This window comes from Microbispora sp. H10830, assembly GCF_014161375.1.
In the GTDB taxonomy this organism is placed as follows: Bacteria; Actinomycetota; Actinomycetes; order Streptosporangiales; family Streptosporangiaceae; genus Microbispora; species Microbispora catharanthi.
Genome location: NZ_JABBWX010000002.1, coordinates 251,870 through 269,957 on the forward strand (window position 1 = coordinate 251,870; position 18,088 = coordinate 269,957).

General features: G+C 70.2%; 19 protein-coding genes and 1 tRNA gene. 9 read left to right on the plus strand and 11 right to left on the minus strand.

All coding sequences use genetic code 11. The annotated features are described in order from the left end of the window. Positions 1–147 precede the first annotated feature (147 nt). From HHX35_RS05925 to HHX35_RS05940, 4 genes are read left to right on the plus strand one after another with little or no spacing between them, the layout of a single operon-like run. The gene (locus tag HHX35_RS05925) at positions 148–981 is read left to right on the plus strand and encodes a prolipoprotein diacylglyceryl transferase (RefSeq protein ID WP_041952800.1); all 834 of its coding nucleotides are present in this window, start codon (positions 148–150) and stop codon (positions 979–981) included. Next, entirely contained in the window at positions 978–1,553 is a 576-nt protein-coding gene (locus HHX35_RS05930; protein WP_156101924.1) for a hypothetical protein, read from the plus strand. The genes HHX35_RS05925 and HHX35_RS05930 overlap by 4 nt, the downstream gene beginning before the upstream one ends. Continuing rightward, entirely contained in the window at positions 1,550–3,118 is a 1,569-nt protein-coding gene (locus HHX35_RS05935; protein WP_310738911.1) for a radical SAM protein, read from the plus strand. Before HHX35_RS05930 ends, HHX35_RS05935 begins: the two co-directional genes overlap by 4 nt. Next, positions 3,115–3,459 carry a hypothetical protein gene (locus tag HHX35_RS05940; RefSeq protein ID WP_231532196.1) on the plus strand — a complete coding sequence of 115 codons (345 nt, stop codon included), beginning with the start codon at positions 3,115–3,117 and terminating at the stop codon, positions 3,457–3,459. Before HHX35_RS05935 ends, HHX35_RS05940 begins: the two co-directional genes overlap by 4 nt. A gap of 47 nt (positions 3,460–3,506) precedes the next feature. Here HHX35_RS05940 and HHX35_RS05945 read toward each other — a convergent pair whose 3' ends face one another. Together HHX35_RS05945 and HHX35_RS05950 are read right to left on the minus strand one after the other, a co-directional pair. Then, complete coding sequence (locus tag HHX35_RS05945; RefSeq protein ID WP_182897901.1) at positions 3,507–4,559, minus strand: protein kinase family protein; 1,053 nt, start codon at positions 4,557–4,559, stop codon at positions 3,507–3,509. A 74-nt stretch (positions 4,560–4,633) separates the two neighbouring features. After that, entirely contained in the window at positions 4,634–5,299 is a 666-nt protein-coding gene (locus tag HHX35_RS05950; RefSeq protein WP_156101922.1) for a response regulator transcription factor, read from the minus strand. An 82-nt stretch (positions 5,300–5,381) separates the two neighbouring features. Between HHX35_RS05950 and HHX35_RS05955 the strand changes: the two genes are divergently transcribed. Beyond that, on the plus strand, positions 5,382–6,257 hold the full coding sequence (locus tag HHX35_RS05955; RefSeq protein WP_182897902.1) for an oxidoreductase: 876 nt from the start codon (positions 5,382–5,384) through the stop codon (positions 6,255–6,257). A gap of 386 nt (positions 6,258–6,643) precedes the next feature. Next, positions 6,644–7,825 carry an ATP-binding protein gene (locus tag HHX35_RS05960; RefSeq protein WP_041952796.1) on the plus strand — a complete coding sequence of 394 codons (1,182 nt, stop codon included), beginning with the start codon at positions 6,644–6,646 and terminating at the stop codon, positions 7,823–7,825. 105 nt (positions 7,826–7,930) lie between these two features. Here HHX35_RS05960 and HHX35_RS05965 read toward each other — a convergent pair whose 3' ends face one another. Together HHX35_RS05965 and HHX35_RS05970 are read right to left on the minus strand one after the other, a co-directional pair. Continuing rightward, entirely contained in the window at positions 7,931–8,761 is an 831-nt protein-coding gene (locus HHX35_RS05965) for a MauE/DoxX family redox-associated membrane protein (protein WP_182897903.1), read from the minus strand. Positions 8,762–8,764: 3 nt separating this feature from the next. Then, entirely contained in the window at positions 8,765–9,745 is a 981-nt protein-coding gene (locus HHX35_RS05970) for a hypothetical protein (RefSeq protein WP_310738912.1), read from the minus strand. Between the two features lie 275 nt (positions 9,746–10,020). On the opposite strand from HHX35_RS05970, the gene HHX35_RS05975 reads away from it, so the two are divergent. Next, a complete protein-coding gene (locus HHX35_RS05975; protein ID WP_182898397.1) occupies positions 10,021–10,521 on the plus strand; it encodes a SigE family RNA polymerase sigma factor in 501 nt (166 codons plus the stop codon). A 3-nt stretch (positions 10,522–10,524) separates the two neighbouring features. Here the strand turns inward: HHX35_RS05975 and HHX35_RS05980 are convergent, their stop codons facing one another. Then, positions 10,525–11,574, minus strand: coding sequence for a thermonuclease family protein (locus HHX35_RS05980; protein WP_182897904.1), 1,050 nt, complete (start codon positions 11,572–11,574; stop codon positions 10,525–10,527). A gap of 137 nt (positions 11,575–11,711) precedes the next feature. After that, positions 11,712–12,209 carry a MarR family winged helix-turn-helix transcriptional regulator gene (locus HHX35_RS05985; RefSeq protein WP_041952792.1) on the minus strand — a complete coding sequence of 166 codons (498 nt, stop codon included), beginning with the start codon at positions 12,207–12,209 and terminating at the stop codon, positions 11,712–11,714. Between the two features lie 98 nt (positions 12,210–12,307). Here HHX35_RS05985 and HHX35_RS05990 point away from each other — a divergent pair, with 98 nt between their 5' ends. Both HHX35_RS05990 and HHX35_RS05995 read left to right on the plus strand, forming a co-directional pair. Then, the gene (locus HHX35_RS05990) at positions 12,308–12,871 is read left to right on the plus strand and encodes a YceI family protein (protein ID WP_041952791.1); all 564 of its coding nucleotides are present in this window, start codon (positions 12,308–12,310) and stop codon (positions 12,869–12,871) included. A gap of 191 nt (positions 12,872–13,062) precedes the next feature. Continuing rightward, positions 13,063–13,152 (plus strand) — tRNA-Ser (locus HHX35_RS05995). Positions 13,153–13,254: 102 nt separating this feature from the next. Here HHX35_RS05995 and HHX35_RS06000 read toward each other — a convergent pair. From HHX35_RS06000 to HHX35_RS06020, 5 genes are all read right to left on the minus strand, one after another. Continuing rightward, on the minus strand, positions 13,255–14,604 hold the full coding sequence (locus HHX35_RS06000; protein WP_220505086.1) for a site-specific integrase: 1,350 nt from the start codon (positions 14,602–14,604) through the stop codon (positions 13,255–13,257). Further along, positions 14,604–14,780 carry a helix-turn-helix domain-containing protein gene (locus HHX35_RS06005; RefSeq protein WP_182898399.1) on the minus strand — a complete coding sequence of 59 codons (177 nt, stop codon included), beginning with the start codon at positions 14,778–14,780 and terminating at the stop codon, positions 14,604–14,606. Before HHX35_RS06005 ends, HHX35_RS06000 begins: the two co-directional genes overlap by 1 nt. Further along, on the minus strand, positions 14,780–16,354 hold the full coding sequence (locus HHX35_RS06010; protein ID WP_182898400.1) for a replication initiator: 1,575 nt from the start codon (positions 16,352–16,354) through the stop codon (positions 14,780–14,782). Before HHX35_RS06010 ends, HHX35_RS06005 begins: the two co-directional genes overlap by 1 nt. 80 nt (positions 16,355–16,434) lie before the next feature. Next, complete coding sequence (locus HHX35_RS06015; protein WP_182897905.1) at positions 16,435–16,590, minus strand: hypothetical protein; 156 nt, start codon at positions 16,588–16,590, stop codon at positions 16,435–16,437. After that, entirely contained in the window at positions 16,587–18,014 is a 1,428-nt protein-coding gene (locus tag HHX35_RS06020; protein ID WP_182897906.1) for an FtsK/SpoIIIE domain-containing protein, read from the minus strand. Before HHX35_RS06020 ends, HHX35_RS06015 begins: the two co-directional genes overlap by 4 nt. Positions 18,015–18,088: the final 74 nt, after the last annotated feature.

The window sequence follows — 18,088 nt, forward strand, 5'->3', positions numbered from 1 at the left end:
TGCGCAGGCGGTCGCGCACGCTCCTGTGGACAGCGGGACTCCTGTGGACAAAGCCCCGGATGGTTGGCTGGAACCGCCGTAGGAAAGGGGCGCAAGCCGTACAAATTGACGATCGGAATCGTCGCGGTCCGCCGCTAGGGTGGCGTCGTGCTTGAGCAACTGCGTTTCGGCGGGGTGACCGTGCCGACCCACGCGTTCTTCGTGGGTCTCGGCGTGGTCCTCGCGAGCGTGGTGTTCGTCCTTGAGGCACGGCGCCGGGGGGCATTGCGGGAGGAGTCGCTCGTCGCCGTCACCGGCGCGCTGGTGGGCGGGGCGATAGGCATGCGGCTGTCCGGCTGGGCCGAGCATCTCGACCCCGCGCTCAACCCCGGCCTTCTCGAGGCGTGGATGTTCGGCGCCCGGAGCATCCTCGGTGGCCTGACCGGCGCGTACGTCGGGGTGCTGGTGGCGAAACGGCTGATCGGCTACCGGGAGCGGACCGGCGACCTGTTCGCGCCCGCCGTCGCGCTCGGCATGGCCGTCGGCCGCATCGGCTGCTTCCTCACCGAGGCCCCCGGCCGTCCCACGAGCCTTCCCTGGGGCGTCCACGCGCCCGCCACCGTTCCGGAGTGCCCCGGCTGCGTGTCCGGGCAGGCCATGCACCCGTCGTACCTGTACGAGACCGTCTTCCAGCTCGCCGCCTTCGGCGCGTTGCTGTGGGCGCGGAGCCGGGTCGACAGGCCGGGCGAGCTGTTCACCCTGTATCTGGGCGCGTACGCCGTCTTCCGGTTCCTCGTCGAGTTCACCAGGGCGAACGAGACGGTCTGGCTCGACCTGACCCGCCCGCAGTGGTTCCTCGTCCCGGGGCTCACGCTCCTCGCCGTCCGCCTCGGGCTCGGATATCGCAAGGGTTTCTACGATCGGCTGCTCCCCCGGCGGGGCGAGCGGCGACCGCTGTTACCGGCCGCCCGGCTGTCGCCTGCCGGCGAGGAGGAGAGATGAGCACACCCCCCGAGCCGCCCGAGCGGCCGAACGACCCGCAGCCGGGCGATCCTCCCGGCCATCCGCCCGTGCCGCCGCCTCCCGGCCCGCCGTACGGCCCGGCCGGCCCGCCGCCGTCTCAAGGTCCGGTCGGCCCGCCCTCTCAGGGCCCGGGTGGGCCACCCCTTCAGAGCCCGGGAGGGCCGTATGGGCCCGGTCCCGGCGGGCCGTACGGCCCGGGCGGCCCGCGCGCGTGGCCGCCGCCCCCGCCACCGAACACGACCGGCGTGGTCATCGCGATGACGATCGTGGGGATCGTGGCCTACGTGGTCGTCAACTTCGTGCTCTTCCTCGCGACCCTCGCGGCGGCGGACGGAGTCGCGAGCGATCACAAGAACGTCGCGCTCATCGGGGGATCCGTGATCCTGGCCGTGATCGCGTTCGGCGGCGGAACGCTGCTGCTCCTTCTCCGCAAGCCCTGGTCGCGGGGGCTGGGGATGGGTCTGATGATCGGCTGGGCGCTCATGACGATTTTCACCGCCGGCTTCTGCACCGGCGTCAACCCCTCGCTCTACACGGACGGTGCCCTGTGACCACGGGAATGCCCCTGCGTGGAGATCGCATCCTCCGCTACGTCAACGCGTTCTGCCCCCGCTGTCACGACGAGCGGCCGGACCGTCCGCTGGCGGAGGTGCCGCGCCTGTCCGGCTGGCTCGCGGCCCGCGACGGCCGGGTCTACCTGGAGCGCGGCTGCCGCACCCACGGCATGGTCAGGACCCTCTACGACGAGGACCCGGAGATCCTCGCCTACCTGGAGGAGTGGACCGCCCCCACCAAGGCGCATCTGCCCGACGTCGCGGGGAACTTCGATCCGGTCCCGGAGGCGTACCTGCGGGGGCTGCCGGAGATGCAGACCCAGCACACGTGCATCCTCCTTGAGGACGTGGCGGAGGCGTGCAACCTGCGCTGCCCGACCTGCTTCACCGACTCCTCGCCCGATCTGCGGGGAATTGTGCCGGTCCGGGAGGTGCTCGCCAACGTGGACCAGCGCCTGGCCCGCGAGAACGGCCGTCTCGACGTGCTCATGCTCAGCGGCGGCGAGCCGACCCTCCACCCCGATCTGCCCGAGTTGCTCGCCGAGCTGACGGCCCGGCCCGTCACCCGCATCCTGATCAACACGAACGGTCTCCTGGTGGCCCGGGACGACGCCCTGCTCGACCTGCTCACCGAGCACCGCGAGCGCGTCGAGGTCTACCTGCAGTACGACGGCCTGTCGGCCGAGGCGTCCCGGCACCACCGGGGTGGCGACCTGCGGCGGCTCAAGGCGGAGGCGCTGCGGCGGCTCTCGGAGCGGGAGATCTTCACGACGCTGGTCATGACGGCCGCCCTCGGAGTGAACGACGCCGAGATCGGCGACGTGGTGCGCCTGGCCCTCGACACGCCGTACGTCGGAGGGGTCTCGATCCAGCCGCAGTTCGGCTCGGGGCGCTCGGATGCGATCGACCCGATGGACCGGCTCACCCACACCGGGGTGCTCAAGCGCCTCGGCCCCCAGACGGACGGCCTGGTCACCTGGCGCGACCTGACCGCCCTGCCGTGCTCGCATCCGCACTGCTGCTCGGTCGGCTACATGATCAAGGACGACTCCGGCCAGTGGCGCTCGCTGACCGCGTTGATCGGGCACGACCGCCTCAAGGAGAACCTCGGGCTCGTCTCCAACCGCATCGCCGACTCCGAGATCCCCCACCAGCTCCGCATGGCCGTGCAGGAGTCGCTGCTCGGCCTGCTGTCGGAGCAGTCGTCGCTGTCCCACCCCGAGATCGGCAAGGTCTGGCGGGACATCTGCGAGAACTGCGACCTCGGGCTGACGACCCTGCTGACGCTCGCGTCCTCGGCCCTGCCCGGGCGCAGGCGGCGGCTGCGGCGGCTGCTGGGCGAGAGGGTCGTACGCATCACGATCAAGCCCTTCATGGACATGTCCACGATGCTGGAGGAGCGCCTGGTGCAGTGCTGCGTCCACGTCGGCACCCGCTCCGACCAGGACCAGTGCGCGCCGTTCTGCGCGGTGCAGGCATGGCCCGCGCTCGCGCGTCAGCGGCTGTCCGCCGTCGCCGCGGCCGACGCCGGTGTACGGCTCCCGCTGCTGGAGATCACGTGAGCCTCCCGCACGGGGAGCCCGGCGACGGGGAGACAGGCCCGACCGGCGTCGCGTACGAGCAGGCCCTCGCGGCCCAGGCGTCCGACGGCGGGCAGGCCAAGCCGTACGATCCGCTGAAGCTGTGCGTCTACGCGACGGTGGCGCTGCTCGCCTGGCTGTTCGGGGCGTGGGCCGTGCTCGGGTTCGCGGTCCTCGGGTTCGCCGGATACTGGCGGGCCCGCCGCGCGGGGCTCACCAGGAGCAAGTGCTATCTCAGGGACACCCGGCTCGTCCTCGCCTACCTGGGGCTGATCACTCTGGTCGCCGCCGCGGCCCTCGTGCTCCCGCACACGCTGCGTTAGGCGTCCCGACCACGGGCGCTACATCAGGATGCGGAGCAAGAGCTTCGTCAGGCGTCGGGACCGGGCCCGCACCGAATGTGGCCGAACTCGTCCGCCGGATAGCGCGCCTGTTTGCTCTCACAGAGGCGTCGATGGAAATCGTCCATCACCGCCGCCGTTCCCGCATGCCTGTCGAGGATCACGGCGGCGGAGGCGGCGACGCCGGAACGCCTGTCGCCGTCGGCCCAGCCCCGGACGAAGCGCCGCCGGTCCTCGCCACCGCGAACCCGCTCGGCGAGGTGCTGGTTCACCAGGTGGGCCATGACGTAGTCGTGGTCGTAGTCCCGATGCGTGCGGTGGAAGTCCGACTCCGAGGCGGAGAGCTCGAAACGGGAGCTGAGCGCGAGACCGAAGTCGGAGAAGTACAGGTGGTCTCCGTCCGTGAGGACGTTGCGGAAGTGCGCGTCGAAGTGGATCAGGTGCCGGCTTCTCATGAAGGCGGCACCCTCGGCCAGTTCCCTCTCCACGCGGGGGAACGCCGAGACCTCCTTGCCGGCGAGCCAGGAGCCCAAGGTGTGCGGGATGTGCTCCAGGAAGACGGCGATGCTCATGGTGGAGCGTTCAAGCGCCTCCAAACGCCTTCGGACGGCTGGTACGCCGTCCCAGTGCGCCACGGCGCCCTCCAGGCCGCCGAACTCCGAGAACAGTCCGGTGGGAGGGGCAGGGGCGGGCAGCACCCGCCAGTGGTACGCCAACGGGAAGCCGGCGAACTCGCCGGCCAGGACCCAGTTGGTCGCCATCTGATGGACGGCCAGTTCACGCCAGGCCCCGAACCCCGCCGACCCCACGCCGTACTGGTAGAAGCCCGGCAGCCCGAACACGTTCCGGGTGGACATGCGGTTGCCGGGGTGAAGTTCGAGGTCGGTCAGAGGGATCCGCTTGACGAAGATCCGTGCGCCCTCGACGTCCAGGACGGCCGACGCTCCGCCGATGCCGGTGCCCAGCGGGGTGGCCTCCAGCAAGAGCGCGGCGAGCCGGTGGTCGCTCATCAGGGCGAGCGCGGTGGACACCTTGGCATAGGCGGCGACACGTGCCAGGCGCCGCCGCTCCGGATAAGCCATCGGTGCCCCTCTCCACATCGGCCCCCTGACACTGATCGTCGCACTGTCGGCGGGGTCGAGGGCCGGGGTCGCCGCTATCCCGTGAGCCCGAGTTCGCCCGCGCGCACCCCGGCCTGGAAACGTGAGCCGGCCTCCAGCGCGTCCATGAGCTCCGCGACACGCCTGCGGTAGGTACGCAACGACAGGCCGAGATGCCGCGCCGCGGTCTCATCGGTGTAACCCGCACCGAGCGCGCGCAGGACGGCCCGGCTGTCGTCGTCGAGGTTCGGCGCGTCGCCGCGCAGGTAGGCGGTCAGCTCGGTGGCGGCGTCCCAGGCGGCCGCGAACAGGGAGTACACGCCGTTCACCAGGGTGGGTGAGGTGGTCACGGTGTACTCGCGGGGGCCGGGCGCGTCGCGTCCCGCGAGGATCATCACGCGACGGTCGATGACGATCGTCTCGTGCGGCAGCGGTGTGGAGCTGATGCGCACCTCGACGCCGGCGGTCATGACCTCGCGCAGGTGCGCCCGTGCGGCCTCGTCGGCGAGGGCGACCGGGGTGAACAGCTTCTTGACGGCCAAGCCGGAGGCGCCTGGGCCGGGCATCCGCCGGGCTATGGACCGCCGTGCCTCGGGCTGCGACCACGTGTCGAGGTCGCGGGCCGCGCACACGAACTCGTGCCGGGCACCGGTGAACAGATGACCGGCGCGGGCCACGAGCTCCGCATCGCCGCGGACCATGATGACCTTATCGGCTGTCACCCACTCATTATGACCCCGCCGGACGTGGCAGCTTGCTGCCACCGCGTTGGCCGCCGTCCTCGGCCGCACGAGGCTGACGGGTATGACGACGAACACGAACGCCGCGCTCGGCGGCACATTCCTCCTCGGCGGCGACCTTCCCGTTCACCGGCTGGGCTTCGGGGCCATGCGGCTGCCGACCGGCACCTTCCTGGGCGCCGTCCGCGATCCGGAGACGGGTGTCGCCGTGCTGCGCCGCGCCGTCGAGCTCGGCGTGGACCACATCGACACGGCCTGGTTCTACCGGAGAGGGGGCGTGGCGGCCAACGACCTGATCCGCCGGGCGCTCGCACCGTACGGGGACGACCTGGTGATCGCGACCAAGGTCGGGCCCCTGCTCGACGAGACCGGCGTGCCGAGCGGCGAGGCCGGCCCGGCCGAGCTGCGCGGGCTGGTGGAGGACAACCTGCGCACCCTCGGCGTGGAGCGGCTCGACCTCGTCTACCTGCGGGTCGGCGGCATGCACCCCCCGGGCGGCGCATCGATCTCCGACAGGTTCGCGGTCCTCGCCGAGCTTCGCGAGGAGGGGCTGATCCGGCATCTGGGCGTCAGCAACGTCGACGCCGCCCAGTTGGACGAGGCGCTGGCGATCGCCCCGGTGGCCGCCGTGCAGAACAGTTTCCACGTGCAGGACCGGGGCGACACCGAGCTCCTGGCCAGGTGCGAGAAGGACGGCATCGCGTTCGTGCCCTTCTTCCCGCTCGGCGGCGGGTGGCGGCCCATCGACCAGACGCGCCTGACGGAGGTGATGCGGCGCCACGGGGCCACCGCCGCACAGATCGCGCTCGCGTGGCTGCTGGCGACCTCGCCCGCGGTGCTCGCGATCCCCGGTACGGGGTCCCTCGACCACCTGGAGGAGAACATGGAGGCGGGACGGATCCGGCTGACGCCGGAGGACTTCGCCGCCCTCGAGTCTTAGCCCCGCGGGGTCGGTACGCGGTCTGGGGGAGCCGGTGAACGACGGCGTTTGACGGTGCTTTCGCGGAAAGCTCGCGCAGGTGTTCGATGACGCGCTACAGTCATGGCCATCGGATCGAACACGGGTTCGGTCGAGTCCTGGCAGGTAAGGGGTGTGTGATGGCTGTGCCCACGGTGTCCACCGCCCCCGTCTCGGCCCTCGCCGTTCCCATGGCCTTCGATCCGGTCGTGCCCTCCCCGGCTCCGCCCGCTGTCGTCCCGGTCGTCCCGGTTCAGGCTCCGCCCACCGCCGGGCGGTGCGTGCCGCGGCCGCGCCGGGCGACACGCCGTAGCGCTCTCTACGGAAATCTACGACGGCCGCTATATCCCGTCATAAAGTCCGAGAGCGTGGACCCCGTGCGCAATCCCTACGCCCCCGGCGCCGGCCAGCGCCCCCCGGAACTCGCCGGACGCGACCGCGAACTGCAGCAGTTCGAGATCGTGCTGGAGCGGGTGGCCCGGGGCCGCCCGGAGCGGAGCATGGTCCTCACCGGCCTGCGTGGCGTGGGCAAGACCGTCCTGCTCAACACGTTCAAGTCCATGGCCATGCAGCGGCTGTGGGGCACCGGCAAGATCGAGGCCAGGCCCGACCAGTCGATCCGCCGCCCGGTGGCCGCCGCGCTGCACATGGCCATCAGGGAGCTCGCCCCCCGGCACCGCGCCCCCGAGCGCATCGAGGAGTTCCTCGGCGTGCTCAAGGCGTTCGCGATGCGCGATCCCGCCGCGGCGAAGGGCACCTCGCACTGGTCGCCCGGCATCGACGTGCCCGCCGCGCGCGGCCGGGCCGACTCCGGCGACCTGGAGATCGACCTCACCGAGCTGTTCGTCGACGCCGCGGGCGTGGCGACGGACCTCGGCGTCGGCATCGCGCTGTTCATCGACGAGATGCAGGACGTGCAGGCGCCGGACGTCTCGGCCCTGTGCGCGGCCTGCCACGAGCTGTCGCAGAACGGCGGCCCGCTGATCGTCGTCGGCGCCGGCCTGCCCCACCTGCCGAGCGTGCTGTCGGCGAGCAAGAGCTACTCCGAGCGGCTGTTCCGGTACGCGCGCATCGACCGGCTCGACCGGGACGCCGCCGATCTGGCGCTCATCGCCCCGGCCGCTCGTGAGGACGTCGAGTTCACAGCCGACGCGCTCGACGCGTTGTACGAGGCGGCCGACGGCTACCCCTACTTCGTCCAGGCGTACGGCAAGGTCGCCTGGGATCTCGCCCCGCGCAGCCCGATCACGGCCGAGGACATCAAGGTGTCCGCCCCGGAGGCCGAGGAGGAGCTCGCGGTGGGCTTCTTCGGCAGCCGATACGAGCGGGCCACCCCCGCCGAGCGGGACTACATGCACGCCATGGCCCAGCTCGGCGACGACCCGGTGCCGACCGCCGAGGTGGCCGAGGCGCTGGGCCGCAAGCCGTCGAGCCTGTCCCCGGCCCGCGACAGCCTGATCAAGAAGGGCCTGATCTACAGCGCCGAGCGCGGCGTGATCGGGTTCACCGTTCCGCATTTCGGGAGGTTCCTCCGCGCGCAGCCGCTGTGAGCGGCGCGCCCATCGACCTCTCTACGGCTTTCTAGAGGGGAAGCTAGAGAGCCGTAGAGAGTTGAAGTGAAAGTCCTCGATGCGGGAATCTACGCTTGTATAGCGTCAGGCCGATACAGGCGTAGATTCCCGCAGAGAGGCATCGCCGCGATCGTCGAGCGCGGCCATCTGGCCGTCGGCGCCGACCACGACGGCGCGTACGGCGGGACGCCGGCCGCCGAGATGCACGGCGAACACGACCTCCGCGTCGCCCTGGGCGGGGAAGACGAAGAAGCGCCAGCACAGTTCACGCCACATGTCGGACGGCTCGTCCGCCAGCAGTGACCCGGCGTGAGCCCGCCACTCCGCGCTGGTCCGCAGGCGCGACAGTGCCCGTCCGGGCGGCATGGGCCGCTGCTCGCACGGCGCCCGGTGACGCAGGCGGGAGACGACCCCGTCGATCTCGGGTGAGCAGGCGAGCAGCAGGGCGACCCCTCCGCCGATCCAGGGCGCCGTCTCCGCGGTGACATGAGGCAGTCCCATGACGCCCGCGGCCGCGACGAGGGCCGCCATCGCGGTCAGCGCCGCGGCCCGGCCGATCGACCGCAGCCCGACCGGGGTGTCGCTCACATCTCCGAAGCAGCCGCACCCCGCGTCCGGCCGCCGCCTGCGCAGGTCCCACAGGACGTACGTCGCCATGGCGAAGAACGCGACCGGCAGCCACCGGGCGACCGGGTGATCCACGACCAGCAGATCGGCCGCCAGCGCGAACTCGGCCAGGGCGCAGGCGATCATGGCGGGTCTGGCGAAGCGCTCGGGCATGAGCACCGCCGGGCCGAGCCGGGCCAGCGCGCCCGGCGACGCCTCGCGCCCGACCGTGGCCAGCTTGGCGACGCCGCCCAGCGCCAGCGTCACCACGAGGATCGGCAGCGCGGCAGCCGCGATGATCGAAAGCACCGGTCACCCCAATCCGACGCGGGCATTGAAGCAGCCCTTGGTCAAGTCTCCACCGAGCGCGACGTACGAGCACGCGGCCAGTTCCACGATCCTGCCGCGCGGGGACGTGCCGCATTCCAGGCATCGGTCGCAGAACCGCCCCGCGAGGCACCCGCACGCGACGATCGGCAGCGCGTCCGCCCGGCCGTCGCACACGTTGCGTACGCGCAGCAGCGAGCCCAGCGCGAGATATGGCAGGCCGGCGCAGGACACGCCGGCGTCGTCGCAACCGGTGTCCTCGCGTTCGAGCATGGGATAGGCGACGCCCTCCGTGATGCCCTCCTCCGCGAGGTCCGCCAGGTCAGTGAAGTCCGCCCACACCGCCGTGCCCGAGATGCCCGCCTCGCTTCCTCCGTACGTCACCGTGGGCGGGGGCACGGCCGTGGCCCGGTAGGGCGGCTGCGAGGTCGCGGGCAGATGCGCGAACGACGTGCCCTGGTCGAGCAGCCCGATCGCGTCGAACAGGTAGCCCGGCTCCAGCTTGGGATGCCGCACCCGGATCCGCCCGGAGGAGCGGTAGGGCACGACGATGGAGCGTTCCCGGCGATGGGGACCGCAGTCGAGCTCGACGGTGAGGTCACGCCGCCCGCTGACCTCCCGGATGACGCCGGTGATCCGGGTGATGTCGGCCCAGATGCGCTCGGCGACCGTGCCGCCGCGCAGCGCCCGGACGACGACCCGGGCTCCGGCCGGCAGATCGGCGGGCGCCACCGTGCCCCCGCGCCACGCGGTCGCCCACGGCGCGATCACCAGGCGCCGCTGCCCGCCGTCGGCGGTCTCGATGATGATCAGGTGCGGGCTCACGTCGAGGAGGTCGCCGCTGACCACGTCGAACGGCTCCGTCTCCTCCCGCGACCGCGGTGCGGGCCCGGGGTCGCGGCCGAGAACCGCCGCCGCCAGCTTCCGCCTGCGCTCTCCGGCCTGGTACGGCATCGCCCCTTCCACGCTCTCCAGCCTCACATGCCGGACAGGGATGGAGAGGCGGTTTTCCGGGCGATGGTGGCGTCCGGGATCAATATTCCTCCTCCCGGTGCAAGGCGTTGCCACCTGTTTCGGGCAAACCACTGCCCGACAGGACGTACGGCACGCGTGACGGGCCGCCACCCGGCTTGCCCGCTCTTTGCCCAGGCGGGTGCGAAACCTGGATTTCGGTTCAGCCGGATCCAGGGGCGCGGCTGCGATTCTGGCACGAGATGCCTCTCTGGCCGGGTTGGTGATCCCTGATCGTGAACCATGAGGAGTTCCGCACGTACGTCCAGTCTCGCGGGGCGGCCCTGCTCCGCGTGGCCAACCAGTTGACCGGCAACCCCAGCGACGCCGAGGACCTCCTGCAGACCGCCCTCGCGCGTACGTACCTCGCGTGGGACCGCATCCGCGACCGGTCGTCGCTCGACGGCTACGTGCGGAGGGCGATGGTGAACATCAACATCTCCTGGTGGCGGCGGCGCAAGCTGGAGGAATACCCCTCCGAGGAGCTTCCCGACGTACCGGTGCAGCAGGACGCGCGGCACCGGTACGACGAGCTGGAGCAGGCGCTCGACCGTCTCCCCGCCCGGCAGCGTACGGCGATCGTGCTGCGCTACTACGAGGACATGACCGAGCCCGAGATCGCCAGGACCCTCGGGATCAGCGTGGGCACGGTCAAGAGTTCGGTCTCGCGCGGCATGGCCAAGCTGCGCGGCGACATGGTCGTGCCCGACGCCCGCAAGAGGGTCAACTGACTGTCATCTTTCGCAGACCACGCCGTCGTTGTCGCGGTCCTCGTACCACACGTACTCGGGGTCGGTCCCGCGGTAGTACGGGCCGTATCCGTTGGCGTTCGCGTCCTCACAGGTGTCGTACTTGGGGTCGAGCGACCCGTTCGAAGCACTGGGGCTGGGGCTGGGGCTCGGCGAGGGGCTGGGCGTGGGGGTCGGGGAGGGCCGCACCGTGGCGACAGAGCCGGGGGTGGCCCCCTGCGGAATGGGCTCGAGGGAGTACGTCGTGCCGGGCGGGGCCGGGGACGCGTCCGCCGGCTCGATCGGCGCCGGGGTGGCGGCGCCGGTCCCGGACGGGACCTTGACGCTCTCACGCTTGTCGTACGTGTCGGCCGCCCAGCAGCCCGACCACAATCCCAGCTTGTCGGTCTGCGCGCGCACCTGCTCCCAGTACTGCCAATCGGTGTAGCTGCGCTCGGGGAAGGAGTTCACGGTCTGTGCCAGGCCGCTCCTGACCATGTCGCCGTTGACGTAGACGCCCGTGGACGACCACAGGTAGATCAGGATGCGCCCCTGCTCGGGCACCTGCTCGGCGGCCCGGACGTAGGCCGGCTTGCCTGGCGGGAGCAGGGTCATCAACCGGGCGAACGCCTCCTCGGACCAGCAGACGCCCTTGGCGGGGGCGTCCGCCTCCAGCAGGCCGATCCGAACGGTCCTGCCGCTCTCGGTGACGACATCGGCGGTGTCGCCGTCCACGACCTTCTTGACGGTCACCTGGACGGCGTCCTTCGGCACGGATTTCGGTCGCGGCGTCTTGGCCGTCGTGGTCTTCGTCGTCTTGGGGGTCGCCTTAGGGGTGATCGTCTTGGTGACGGTGACCACCGGCTGCGGGCTCGGGCTCGTCGCGGCGGGCGTCTGCGTCTGTGTGGGCGTCGGGCTCGGGCTCGGGCTCGGACTCGGGCTCGGGCTCGGGCTCGGAGAGGCCGCGGCCGCGGCGAACGCGGAGGTGGAAGCGGGGACGGGAACCGCGAGGGCCGCGGCGGCGAGGACGGCGAGTGCGTGTGAGGGGAAACGCACGGGCGCTCCATGGGCTCGGGTACGGGGGACTGCGTCGGCTGTCGTGGAGCCGTTTCCTGAATTACGGAGTCCACCAGAAATCGATCGTTTACGCCAGTCCGTCCGGTCAGTTCCCTCTAATCCCGATTCCGGCGGGCTCAGCCCGTCTTGGCCCGAGGTGCCCTGCTCGCCTCCCGTACGCCTGCGGTCGCGCAGGGCCGTACGACGTCGCGGATCACGCGCAGCGCCTGCAGGAAATCGGCGAGCTGGTTTTCGGTCAGCAGCCCGGTGAACCAGGTCTCGATGTCCTCGACGTGCTGGGGGAGCACCGCCCGCAACCGTTCCGCCCCCGCCTCGCTCAGCACCGCGTAAGAGGCGCGGCGGTCGCTGGCGCAGGCATGTCGCTCGACGAGCCCGTCGCGTTCCAGACGGTCGACCACGCGGGTGATCCCGCTCGTGGACAGCGAGGTCTGGGCGGCGAGGTCGCTCATGCGCAGCCGTCGTTCGGGCGAACGGGCAAGGCGGATCAGGGTCTCGAAGTCGACCTCGGAGAGTCCGGCGGCGGCCAGCGTCGGGCTGGTCTTGCTCGACAGCCCGGTGTAGACCTCCGCGAACAGGCCCATCGCCGTGAGCCGGGGGTCGTCGAATGGGTCCATGACCCAAGTCTACGGCACGATAGTTGACGTGAGGAATATTTTTCGGGTAGACATTTGCTTAGTGAGACATCCGCACAGCAACAATCTGGGGAGCAGCCATGAGCATCCGTGAGTGGGAGGGCCTGAAGGTCCCGACGGCCGGCGAGTTTGCGCTGGACAAGGCCCACACGCGCGTCGGTTTCGTCGTCAAGCACATGATGGTCAGCAAGGTCCGCGGCCACTTCGCCGACTACGAGGGCAAGATCGTCATCGCCGAGAACCCGCTCGAGTCCAGCGTGGACGTCGTCATCAAGGCGGGCACGATCGAGACCGGTGCGGCCGACCGCGACGGCCACCTGCGGAGCGACGACTTCCTGGGCGCCGACAAGTTCCCCGAGATCACCTTCCGCAGCAAGCGGGTGACCGACCTGTCGGGCAACGAGTTCACGCTCGTCGGCGACCTCACGGTCCGTGACGTGACCAAGGAGGTCAAGCTCAAGGTCGAGTTCAATGGCGCAGCCAACAACCCGTGGGGTCAGGAGATCTTCGGGTTCGGCGCGGAGACCGAGATCGACCGCGAGGAGTACGGTCTGACCTGGAACCAGGCCCTGGAGACCGGCGGCGTCCTCGTCGGCAAGAAGGTCAAGATCGAGATCGAGGGCGAGGCCGTCCGCCAGGCGTAGCCTGTGCCGACGCTGAGGCGGGTTATCCACACTGTGTGCACAGTCTTTGTCCACATCCTGTGGACAAGGACTGTGCATCGATCCAACCGCCCCGCAGCATGGATCCTCGGTGTGATCCAGTGCGGCACTCGGCAATCCGCTTTGCCGCCTTGGACGATCGCCGGTACGCTGTGCTGAGCAACGCGCTACCAGGAGGCTTCGCCTAGTCAGGTCTATGGCGCCGCACTGCTAATGCGGTTTGGGTCTTAAGCCCATCCGGGGTTCAAATCCCCGAGCCTCCGCAGATCAAAGCCCCTCTCGCTGGCTTCAGCGAGAGGGGCTTTTTGATCTCCACAGGGCCTCTAGTTGCAGTTCTAGTTGCAGTTGCCTTCGGTCCCTTGTTCTCAGTCCTCGCCCCACAGGGCGGCGCCCATGCGCTCGCTGGCGTCCTTCACCTGGGGACTGGCGATGTGGGTGTAACGCTCAGTGGTCGTCACCCGCGCGTGGCCGAGGATCTCTTGCACGACCCGGATGTGGACGCCCTGCTCGACGAGGAGTGTCCCGGCGGTGTGGCGGGCGTCGTGAAGGCGGGCCTCCCTGACCCCGGCCTGGCGCAGGAGCGCCTTCCACATCTTGTAGTCCTCGCTGCGCTCCATTGGCCGGCCTTGCCTGGTCGGGAAGAGCAGGTCGTGATCCTCCCAGAGCTGACCGGCCTCCGCCCGTTCGGCGTCCTGGCGCTTCTTGTGCTCACGGAGGATCGGAAGCAGCTCGGGCGGGCACTGGAGAGTCAGCCGACTGCGCCCCTTGCGTTGCCGAAAGACGATGCCGCCGCCCGTACGCTTCGGGCACCTGTCGGCGTGGCCGGTGCAGTCCTTCGCGCATGTCCGCGTCGGGCAGACGTGGCCGCGCTTCGTGCAGTCCTGTGGACAGTCAGGCTCGTGCTTGTGGACCCTGCACCGCGGCTTGCATGGCCAGCGGTGCCACTCCTTGCCGCACTCGTGGGGGTCGTCGCAGCCGTGCTTCCACGGTGACCGCTGTGCCTGGTACCAGGCTTTGATCACGCCGGTTTCGAGGTCGACGAAGGACCACCGAAGGCCGAGCGCTTCGCCTTGGCGGATGCCGAGGGCAAGGGCCACCGACCAGCGGGCCGCGTTCCTGCGCGACTTGGCCGCCTCCAGGATCTTGCGTGCTTCGTTCCGCGTCAGCGGCTCCAGGTCAGGATCGGCCGCGACGGGCGCGTCCACCAGCGTGGCAACGTTCCGGGTGACCTTGTTCCGGCGTACGGCGATCTTCAGGGCGCGGGACAGGATGCGATGCACCTTGAGGACGGTGCTGGACGAGCGGCCCTGTTCGAGCATCGTCGCGTACGCCTTGTCCAGGTGCTCAGGGGCGAGCCGGTCGAGGCGGTGACGGCCGAGGAGCGGAATGATCCAGTGGCGAGTCTTGGACCGGTAGTCGTCGAGGGTTCGAGGCGCCATCTTGCCGGACGCGACGAGCCGGTCACAGATCGCGTCGAGGTATTCGGTCATCCACTCGGCGACGGTAGGGACCTTGCCCGGCTTGGCTACCTGCCCGGTCTCGCGCTTGCCCTCCAGTTCGCGGACCTTGCGCGTGACCTCCGCCTCCGACTTCCCCATCCGGTGACGTCGATCAGGGGAGCCATCCGGCTTAATGCCCACGGTCACCCAGCCGTGCCAGTAGCCGTCCTGGCCGAGGTAGATGGACGATCGCCCGTTCGGCTTGCGGTCGGCCATCACGCCGCCTCGCTCAGACGCCGGGCGAACTCCTGAAGGGCGTCAGCCGGGACGAGGCGGTATCCGTCGTACTTAATCGAGCGAAGCTCACCGCTCTTGATCAGCCGGAAGACCGCCGTACGGCTCATGCCGAGGACGACCGCCGCGTCTTTGGGTCGGTAGAAGAGTCTGTCCATCACGCTGCCCTCCCTTCAGTTGCCGAAAGAACTTGTCCGTCTGCCTCGGCCTGGAGCCGGTCGAGGTGGTTGCGCCAGCGCTGGCGTTCGTGGACCGAGCGGAGCAGGCGTACGCCGATGGGGGCCAGGTCGGGATCTCCGGGCTTGACCGGTCGCCAGATGTAGCGGTGGGGGTCGACCGGCTCGTCTTCGACGCCGAGGGCTTCCAGGACCCAGGTGCGGCGGTCCTGCTTGTGCTCGGTCAGGGTCTTGTTCGACCACTTGCGCGAGACCAGGACGCGGCGGCCCGCGTAGCCGAGGTGATCGGGCTTGTGCGCCTTGCCCTTGCACCGGCCAGGAGCCATGCCGGGCTTGGCGCCCTTGGGCTGGATGCCGTAGCGCAGCCAGTTCGGGCAGGTCGGCGAGCACGGCTCGAACCGCAACGCCTCCAGCAGCCGTTCGGCGTGGGCCTTACGGCGTGGGTCGTCGGTGCCGAGGGCGTCGCCGAGGGACTTGGTGAGGTACTTGGAGAGGTACTGGATGAGCTGGTCGGCGTCCGGGGTCCCGGCAAGGACGCTCTGAATGTCGAGCTGGTCACCGAAGCGCAGCACGTGCAGGGGTTCGGCGTCCTCGTCGGCATCGAGTCGGTCGAGGGCCTGGTCCCAGGTCGGCAGGACTTCCCCGGTATCGGGATCGAGGTAGCCGGCCCCGTCCTCCCAGACCGGCAGGTGGTCCCCCTCGAACCGGACTTCGTCGGTCGAGGGCCACCACACCTGGTGATAGGTAGCGGCGATGATCTGCCGCAGCTCAGCACGGGGCAGGGTGCCGCGGATCGCCATATGGAGATGAGGTGCGAGCCGCTTTTGAGGCTCGACGGTCGCGAAGTACTGCACGTCGTAGCCCGCCACGCGGCGGAGGTTCTGCACGAAGCGGTCCACGAGCTTGGAGAAGTGCAGGGCGTCGCGGGCCGCCCGCGCGTAGTCGTACCGGTCCGGGTCCAGGGGCGCGCCCTCCAGCACTCGCCCGTAGGAGGGCAGGGTGAGGGTGACGAACATTGAGGGCCGGTAGGTTTTGCCGTCCGAGCCGGTGAAGGTCCGCCCCAACGTGGTCTTGGTCATCTGCCGCTTGGGCAGATCCGGCGCGTCCTGCCGCCGCTTGGTCGAGCGTGAGCGCTTGCCGGAGGTGCGGCCGAGGACGTTGCCGCGCATGCCCGCCCGGCTGATCTCCTCGTCCAGGTCCTCAATGGCCGCATCGAGGTCGGCGGTGTCGCCGCCGGCCTTTTCCACCTCGTCCCGCCACACCTGCGCATCGGCCCGCAGCTCCACCAGGTGACGCTGATACTCGTCGGCGTTATCGGGGAGGTTCACGGGTTCGTGGTCGAGGTGCCAGCCCTCCCGGCACTGCGCCCGACGGAGCTGCCGGTTGCGCTTGGCGCACGGCGGGCACTTGCTCTCCAGCGTCGCCCCGCACGGCACGTCGATGACCTCAACCTGGCCGGTGAGGATGTCCTGCCGCCGGAGCGGAACCGGCCGGATGCACACCCCGTACTGCTTGGCGATCTCCTCGACCACGTCCCGCGCGAGCGGTTGGGCCATACGGACGGCGCGGGGAGTGGACCGGTCGTTGAGCCGAGCAGGGGAGATTTGCTGGTCTCCCCCGGCCTGATTGGTGTCGATCAACTGTCCTCCTCTGCGGTCTCGGGGATGGTGAGGGCGGTCTGGCCGCATTCGTGGCACTCGACCAGGCCGCGCAGGGGGTCGAGCCACAGGACGTTGAGCGCGCCGCAGATGGAGCAGCGCAGCCCGTCGAGGAAGTGCGCCAGACCGTTCATGCGGCCTCGCTTCGACCGCCGTACTCGGCGACCATCTGGCGTATGTCGGCATCGGAGACGTAGGCCGCTCGGACCCGCACCGGGTCGGGGGAGGTCTCCAGCCGGACGTATCCGACGCCCGCACCCTGCTCGGGGACGGGTGAGATGTGATCGGCCAGCGCTCCCCGGTCGCGTGCACCGTCGCCGAGGACCATGTCCACCTGTTCGGACTCGTCGAGCCGAAGTGCGATCTTGTCGGGGAACAGGTTGCGGATGTTCATGACCTCCTTGCGCGGGTCCTGGAGCGCGGCCATCACGCCGACGCCGACCGCCCTGCCTTGCGTGGTGAGCGTGGCCAGGGCCGCCGTGATGCGCTGGCGCAGGCCCTTGTCCGATTGATAGGCGGTCAGGAACGCCACCTCGTCGACGAGCACCAGGACGAACGGGTCGTCGACGGTCGGCGTGTGGGAGCGCTGGAGGCCGGCGAACCGGTCGGCCCGCTCCTGCATGACGGAGACCGCCTCGTCGAGCAGGTCGGCGCACTCCTTAGGGTCGGCGGCATACCTCGCGCCGAACAGGGCGCGGCCGAAGGACAGTTCCATCCGCTTGGGGTCGAGCGCCCAGACCTGGACCAGGCCCGCCCGCATCGCGGGGAGCAGGCCGCGGATGGTCGACCACAGCCATGAGCCCTTTCCGGCCCCGGTCGCGCCCGCGATCAGGACGTGCGTGCCGTGGACCTTGAGCCGGTACGGCGTGCCGTCCTCACACCGGCCGACCTCCACCGGCCCGACCTCCGCTGACTCGGGAACCGGGACGGCGGGCAGGGGTTCGGCGAGCGGGTCGCGCCGGGGGAAGGTGAGCACGAGCCGCCCAGCCTTGGCGACGGCGACGCGGCAGGAGGGGGAGCCGAAGCCATGGGCGAGATGGTCGGTGCGGTCGGCCCAGTCCTTGACGGCCTGCCCGGACAGCATGCGCACGGTGACGCGGTCGGCCCAGCCGTCGCACTCGACCCGGAGCAGGCGGGGCAGGTAGTCGCGGCCCTGAAGGTGACGACCGAGCCCGGACACGATCATTACCGGTTGCCAGTGACGGCGGTAGATCCAGAACCGGCGCCAGAAGGCCAGCAGCCGCCAGCCCACGAATCGCGCGAACGATGCCCGATCGGCCAGCACCCAGCCGAACAGCAACGAGAGCGGAATAGTGGCGGTGGCCACCGCCGTGGGCCAGCCGTACCGGACCCAGATCACACCGGGCACGGCGAGCACCGCCACGGCGATGGGGTGGATGAGGAGGGTACGGACGAGACCGGCGACCAGGCGGCCGAGGAAGACCAGGACGGTGAGGATCGCCGGGGTCTGGACGACGGCCGGTTTGAACACGACCGCTGTGTCTGGAGTGGTGGACACGAGGTTGCGGACCTCGCCACCGGGAAGGCGCTTGAGCATAAGCTGAACTCCTCTCTTGTGATGCGCAGTCAGGGAGAGACCGAGGGGCCGCCGGAAGTTGCCGCTTCCAGCGG

Bases quoted from the DNA above. Each gene is read 5' to 3' on its own strand.
- HHX35_RS06010 (WP_182898400.1), bottom strand. From the start codon at position 16,354: ATGGCCCAACCGCTCGCGCGGGACGTGGTCGAGGAGATCGCCAAGCAG.
- HHX35_RS05985 (WP_041952792.1), bottom strand. From the start codon at position 12,209: ATGGACCCATTCGACGACCCCCGGCTCACGGCGATGGGCCTGTTCGCG.
- HHX35_RS05990 (WP_041952791.1), top strand. From the start codon at position 12,308: ATGAGCATCCGTGAGTGGGAGGGCCTGAAGGTCCCGACGGCCGGCGAG.
- HHX35_RS05945 (WP_182897901.1), bottom strand. From the start codon at position 4,559: ATGGCTTATCCGGAGCGGCGGCGCCTGGCACGTGTCGCCGCCTATGCC.
- HHX35_RS05930 (WP_156101924.1), top strand. From the start codon at position 978: ATGAGCACACCCCCCGAGCCGCCCGAGCGGCCGAACGACCCGCAGCCG.
- HHX35_RS06020 (WP_182897906.1), bottom strand. From the start codon at position 18,014: ATGCTCAAGCGCCTTCCCGGTGGCGAGGTCCGCAACCTCGTGTCCACC.
- HHX35_RS06015 (WP_182897905.1), bottom strand. From the start codon at position 16,590: ATGAACGGTCTGGCGCACTTCCTCGACGGGCTGCGCTGCTCCATCTGC.
- HHX35_RS06005 (WP_182898399.1), bottom strand. From the start codon at position 14,780: ATGGACAGACTCTTCTACCGACCCAAAGACGCGGCGGTCGTCCTCGGC.
- HHX35_RS05955 (WP_182897902.1), top strand. From the start codon at position 5,382: ATGACGACGAACACGAACGCCGCGCTCGGCGGCACATTCCTCCTCGGC.
- HHX35_RS06000 (WP_220505086.1), bottom strand. From the start codon at position 14,604: ATGGCCGACCGCAAGCCGAACGGGCGATCGTCCATCTACCTCGGCCAG.